This window comes from Psychrobacter sp. T6-1 (assembly GCF_052258445.1).
Genome location: NZ_JBQQFC010000151.1, coordinates 1 through 5,643 on the forward strand (window position 1 = coordinate 1; position 5,643 = coordinate 5,643).

The 5,643-nt window shown below is 44.5% G+C and carries 3 protein-coding genes; 1 reads left to right on the plus strand and 2 read right to left on the minus strand.

The genetic code is table 11. The annotated features are described in order from the left end of the window. Nucleotides 1-35: 35 nt before the first annotated feature. The gene (locus ACTXGO_RS08805; protein WP_443574091.1) at nt 36-1,010 is read left to right on the plus strand and encodes a glutathione S-transferase family protein; all 975 of its coding nucleotides are present in this window, start codon (nt 36-38) and stop codon (nt 1,008-1,010) included. A gap of 68 nt (nt 1,011-1,078) precedes the next feature. Here ACTXGO_RS08805 and ACTXGO_RS08810 read toward each other — a convergent pair whose 3' ends face one another. Then, nucleotides 1,079-3,604: a DUF3141 domain-containing protein gene (locus ACTXGO_RS08810; protein ID WP_443574093.1), complete on the minus strand. Its 2,526-nt coding sequence runs from the start codon at nt 3,602-3,604 to the stop codon at nt 1,079-1,081. Nucleotides 3,605-3,985: 381 nt separating this feature from the next. After that, a partial coding sequence (phaC, locus tag ACTXGO_RS08815; protein WP_443574095.1) for a class I poly(R)-hydroxyalkanoic acid synthase occupies nt 3,986-5,643 on the minus strand: 1,658 nt, incomplete at its 5' end.

The window sequence follows — 5,643 nt, forward strand, 5'->3', positions numbered from 1 at the left end:
CAGTATAGATAACAACATTTGTGAGGAGAGTAATCTTGGGTTTATTGGTTGATGGTAAATGGCAGGACACTTGGTACGATACCGACGCTAGTGGCGGGCGCTTTAAGCGCGAAGAGTCTGGGTTTAGAAATTGGGTCACAGCAGATGGTAGCGCTGGACCAACGGGCAAAAGTGGGTTTCAAGCCGAACCTAATCGCTATCATCTATATGTGTCCCTAGCTTGTCCTTGGGCGCATCGTACGACGATATTTCGTAAGCTCAAGGGGTTAGATGATATGATTTCATTATCAGTCGTCCATCCTTTCATGGGTGATTATGGTTGGACCTTTAAAGACGGCGCAGGCGTCATCGCTGATCCTATCAATCATGCGGACTATGCCTATGAGATCTATACCGCTGCAAAAGCGGACTATACTGGCCGCGTCACTGTGCCTATCTTGTGGGATAAAAAAACCAATACTATTGTCAGTAATGAATCTTCTGAAATCATTCGGATGTTCAATTCTGCATTTGATGAGGTAGGTGCATTGCCCGTTGATTTTCTGCCTAAAGATAAATGGAACGAGATCGATGAGATTAATGCTTTGGTCTATTCGGCGGTTAACAATGGCGTGTACAAGTCGGGCTTTGCAACCACGCAAGACGCTTATGAAGAGGCCGTTGGCGAGCTATTTGCAGCTTTAGACGTATTGGAGTCACGTTTGGCAGGCAGTCGCTATTTGGTTGGAGATAGTATTACCGAGGCCGATTGGCGACTGTTTACCACGCTAGTGCGTTTCGACGCGGTGTATTTTGGTCATTTTAAATGTAATCTGCGCCGTATTGTTGATTATCCTAATTTATGGGGCTACCTAAAAGAGCTGTATCAAGTACCGGGTATTGCGCAGACTGTAAATATGGATCACATCAAGTCGCACTATTACACCAGTCATGCCAATATCAATCCGACAGGTATTGTTCCTGTTGGCCCCAAGCTTGATTTTGAGGCGCCGCACAATCGCGATAAGTGATCATAAAAAGGGGCTACCTAAATCATTTAGATAGCCCCTTTTTTTGTTTTAACGTTTAGCTTCAAAAACTAGATAATATCAGCGTCTTTTAGCGCTAACGCCGCTTCGATACGCTTCTTGATAGATAAAATAGCAGGGTCTTGATCGACCAGCTTATCACCAACTACATAATGCACCAGTTTTAGCGCCTCAATACGTTGCTCTTTTGATGTGAGTAACGTGCTTAGTGAAGCAATAGACTCATCTTCAGCGAAGCGCACGATGATCGTTTGCGTATGTATCATAGTTGATAGATCCGCTTGCGGCATTTTAGTAAACGGTGCTTTTTCTGTCAAAACTTCTGTCAGACGTATCAGCTGATTACGATCGATACTGTTGTCCGCGACCAAGTTGCTCAAAATCAGCATACGTACGACCGCTTCATTAAAGCCGCCATCAGCGATTTTGGTAAGCGCTTCATCTACTTTTGGTAATTCGTGCAATGAGTCTTTATCAAGCAGGCGACGCGAGCCGACTGATTCACCGTACTGACGGAACCAAGGCATAGACCAGATACTAAAAAATTTGCTTTCAGTATAGCGTCCTTGCCAATCGCGCCAAAAATCAAGCGTCATTCTAGTATTATCCATAAACATCTTTTCTATCTGTAAAAAAAGATTGTCTTGCTGGAGCGACTCGATAGCAGGCAACTTGATTCTGGCATAAACGTCAGAGGGCTCATGCGTTTTCTCGTCCTTTTCAACCGGGACAAACTCTTGATTTTGGTTTTTCTCAATGCTACCACTGAGCACTTGGCTCATTTGACTCGTCGCCATCGCTATTGGGTTTTTGCTGCTCCAGATACTTCTTTGTAGTCTTAGCGGATGCATTGTACGCAAAAACTGCGCAGAGGTCTCATTGCTCATCGCTTTGACGATAGGGCGTAGGTTGTGCTCGTAAGCTTGCGTTTGTGACATAGAGTAGCGATGTACTGCTTTGAACGGCTCTTCATCGGTACGGTACTCACCAATGGCTTGGCTCAAATCATCAAAGGTGCGGCGCTCAAGATTGACGGCAAAGGTTTTTTCTTCTCCGCTACCTTCAAAGTCAGCAATATCTAGCTCGTAGAGACCAGGTGGTAAGACTTCGATCATATCCATGATTGAGGCAATACCAGTATGCTCAGTATTCGCAATTTTTGAGCTGACAAAAATACCTAAGTGGCCCACTTGCTCATGGATCATATAAATAATACGCTGACCACAAACTTCAACGTCTTTTTCGTCACTGTACGCGTCCAAAATCCATGACAGGGCTTGCTGCGGCGGGGTAATATCATCACCGCGTGAAGCGAAAGCGATAATTGGCGCTTTGACATTACGCAGATCAATATTGACACCTGGCTCAAGCTGCCCGGTATTGCGAGCTAAGCGATTACCGATAAAGATATTCTCTACAATCCACTGAATCTCTTTGTCGTTCATTAAGAAAAACCCGCCCCACCAGCGCTCAAAATCCAAAAAGCGCTGACGGTTGGCTTGCGGGTTTTTGTATAAATCGTAATATTTACCGACATAGTTACGATATGGTGTCATTTTTTCGAAGTTATCGACCAACGCGGCACCATCGAACACGCCATTATTGAGATCAGCGCTGAGCATGGACAACCAAGTACCGCCATTAACGCCAGCTTTGTAGCGCATAGGGTTGACACCAACTTCTCCGCTCCAAGCGGATACTGGTGCGCCGTTTAGCACGATAGGACCTGTAATATCTGGATTAGTAGCGGCTAAGATAAGCGCCGCCCAGCCACCTTGGCAATTGCCAATGATGACAGGGTCATCTGATTTTAGATGAAGTTTCTCTACTTGACGAACAAACAAGCCTTCAGCATAAGTGATATCGGCGATCGTTTGTGTTGGCTCAGGTAAGCGCTTGAACGCCACAAAGTACACAGGATGCCCCTGATTTAGGGCAACGCCGACTTGGCTTTCGTGCTTAAAGCCGCCAATACCAGCGCCGTGTCCTGCTCTTGGGTCAATTATAATGTAAGGACGCTTGCTGTCATCAGTGATAATTCCGGCGGGCGGTATGATTCTAAGTAACACATAATTGGAGGGGCGATCAAAATTACTGGCGTCCATTATGACGTCATAATCATAATCTAAAACGGGCGGGCAGCCTGCTGCCTCGTGCTCCAAAAACACATCGCCACGCTCTTTGAGCACATCAGCCGTTTGCAATAGACGCTTGGTGCTGTCTGTGCTGTAACTAAGCCACTCTTGCCATATTCTATTTGGCGTATAAGTCTTTTTTAGACTGCTAACGATATCATTAGCATCTTGCTTGAGCGTCTGAATATTGTCTTGAATCTGTTGTTTGGTCTGCGCCATATGTCTTGAGGTGACTTCTTTTATCAACACTGCGCTGTCTTCGGAATAGCGCTTTTGACGCGTAAAGTCGTTGATGTTGTTTTCGCTTTTATAGAACTGATTGTTCATCATGTCTTGAAAGTTCGGTACAGAACCGGGCACTCTTTGACGTGGGTTGTTGCGACTTAGCCAAACTTGGGCTTTATCTGGCTGTTCGATGTTTTCTTCGATAATATCTGACATAGGGTATTCCAGTTTGTATAGGGGTAGGGCGTGACGTATTTACCTAAACACCAGCATCTGAGCATTTAAAATGCTAGAAGTGAGTGTCGTACACGCCTAAATAGTTTATAAATTTATAAGGGTTAGCTCTTGTTATAATACTAAAATTTTTGATCCTGACAAGGCAGTAACCTAGACCTGTAAATCTAGAATATAAGTTTTAGCTTTAACGTTATAGAGTCAATCTGGTAGTAAACCACGGTACGATAAAGTAAAGAAGAATACAATGAAATAAAAGTTAAGTCGGAGGTTTTATAAAACAAATAACGGTAAGAGCAAACAAGTAGCGCTCTTACCGCTTATAGTACTTTTAGACAAATAGTACTTTTAGACAAATAAAAATTAATTTCCAGAGGACTTTAGTGCATCTTCTGCTCTAACGTGAACATATGTACCAGGCGCGTCACCTAATACTTGCCACTCTTGGCCCTTGTGATCGACGCCAGGCATACGGCTATCAGCTTGTCCTGCGCTATGCTGGTCGATCCACTCCTCCCAATGAAGCCACCAGCTTCTATCTTGTTTTTGTGCTTTGGCGTACCATTCATCGGGGTCAGAAGCGTACTCATCATGAGTATAAAAGCCATATTTACCAGTAGGCGGATTGATGATACCTGCAATGTGTCCTGACTCTCCGAGTACAAAAGTCACGTCACCACCGAGCACTTGCGTAGACGTATAGCTGCCTTTCCATTTTGCAATATGGTCTTGTAGCGTTGCTACGACGTAGGTCGGTGTTGTCACTTTTGATAAGTCGACTTTGATACCATCATAATCAAGCGATCCTTTTTCGATCATTTTGTTGCCAAGATACAGCTCACGAAGTACAAAACTATGCAAAGCGGCGGTGACGTTGGTGCAATCAGAATTCCAATATAAAAGATCAAAAGGAATAGGGCGCTCGCCTTTTAGATAGTTTTGTACATAGTAATTCCAGTATAGGCTATTCTCCCGTAGTAAGCTAAAGGCCACGCCCATCATACGTCCATCGAATACCCCTTTGTCATTGCCTTCTTTTTCAAGGGCACCTACAACGCGCTCGTCGATAAATACGCCTAAATCGCCTGGATCTGTAAAGTCGAATATCGTTGTCCAAAAAGTGGCGCTAGCGATACGATCGGCTTGTTCATTTTCAGTAAGCCAAGATAAGGTCAACGCGAGTAACATACCGCCGATACAGTAACCAATGACGTTAGCATCAGGCTCGCCTGTGATCTCTTGTATCGTATCCAAAGCGGTGAGCAAACCGTCATGCATGTAGGTATCCATACCGACATTTTTGTACGCTGGGGTAGGGTTAGCCCATGAGATAACAAAGACACTATGACCTTCATTTAGTGCCCAGCGGATATAGGAGTTCTTTTCTTGCAAGTCCATGATATAGAACTTGTTGATCCAAGGCGGAATGATCAGTAGCGGACGCTTATGGACTTTATCCGTGGTTGGCGTGTACTGAATCAGCTCAAACATATGGTTACGAAACACCACTTTGCCAGGGGTAGTAGCAATGTTTTCACCTAGCTTAAAAGCATCGTCATCCGTCATTCGTACGCTGAGCACTTGGGCGCTTTTTTCCATGTCTTCAGTAAGCTGTTTTAAACCTTTGACCAGATTTTGACCTCCTGACTCCATAGTTAGGCGTAGCACTTCAGGGTTGCTCCACAAAAAGTTGCTCGGAGCGACCGCGTTTAGCCACTGACGAGTAAAAAATGATAAACGCTGGCGCGTCTTATCATCGATACCATCAGCCTTGTCTATGGTAGACATCATGCTATCAACCATCAGCAAGTAGCTTTGTTTGAGTAAGTCAAAAATAGAGTTGTTCGACCATTCCTCATCATTAAAGCGCTTATCGCCTTTTTCTGGAGTAGCAAGCGGCTCGGTCTGATTGCCAGAGAAATTCATCAAAGCATTTTGGCTTAGCTGTACTTGCTGCTGCCATAGCATCATCTGTTTTTCAATCAAGGCTGTCGGGCTTTTTTCAGTGACGCCCGTTGTCA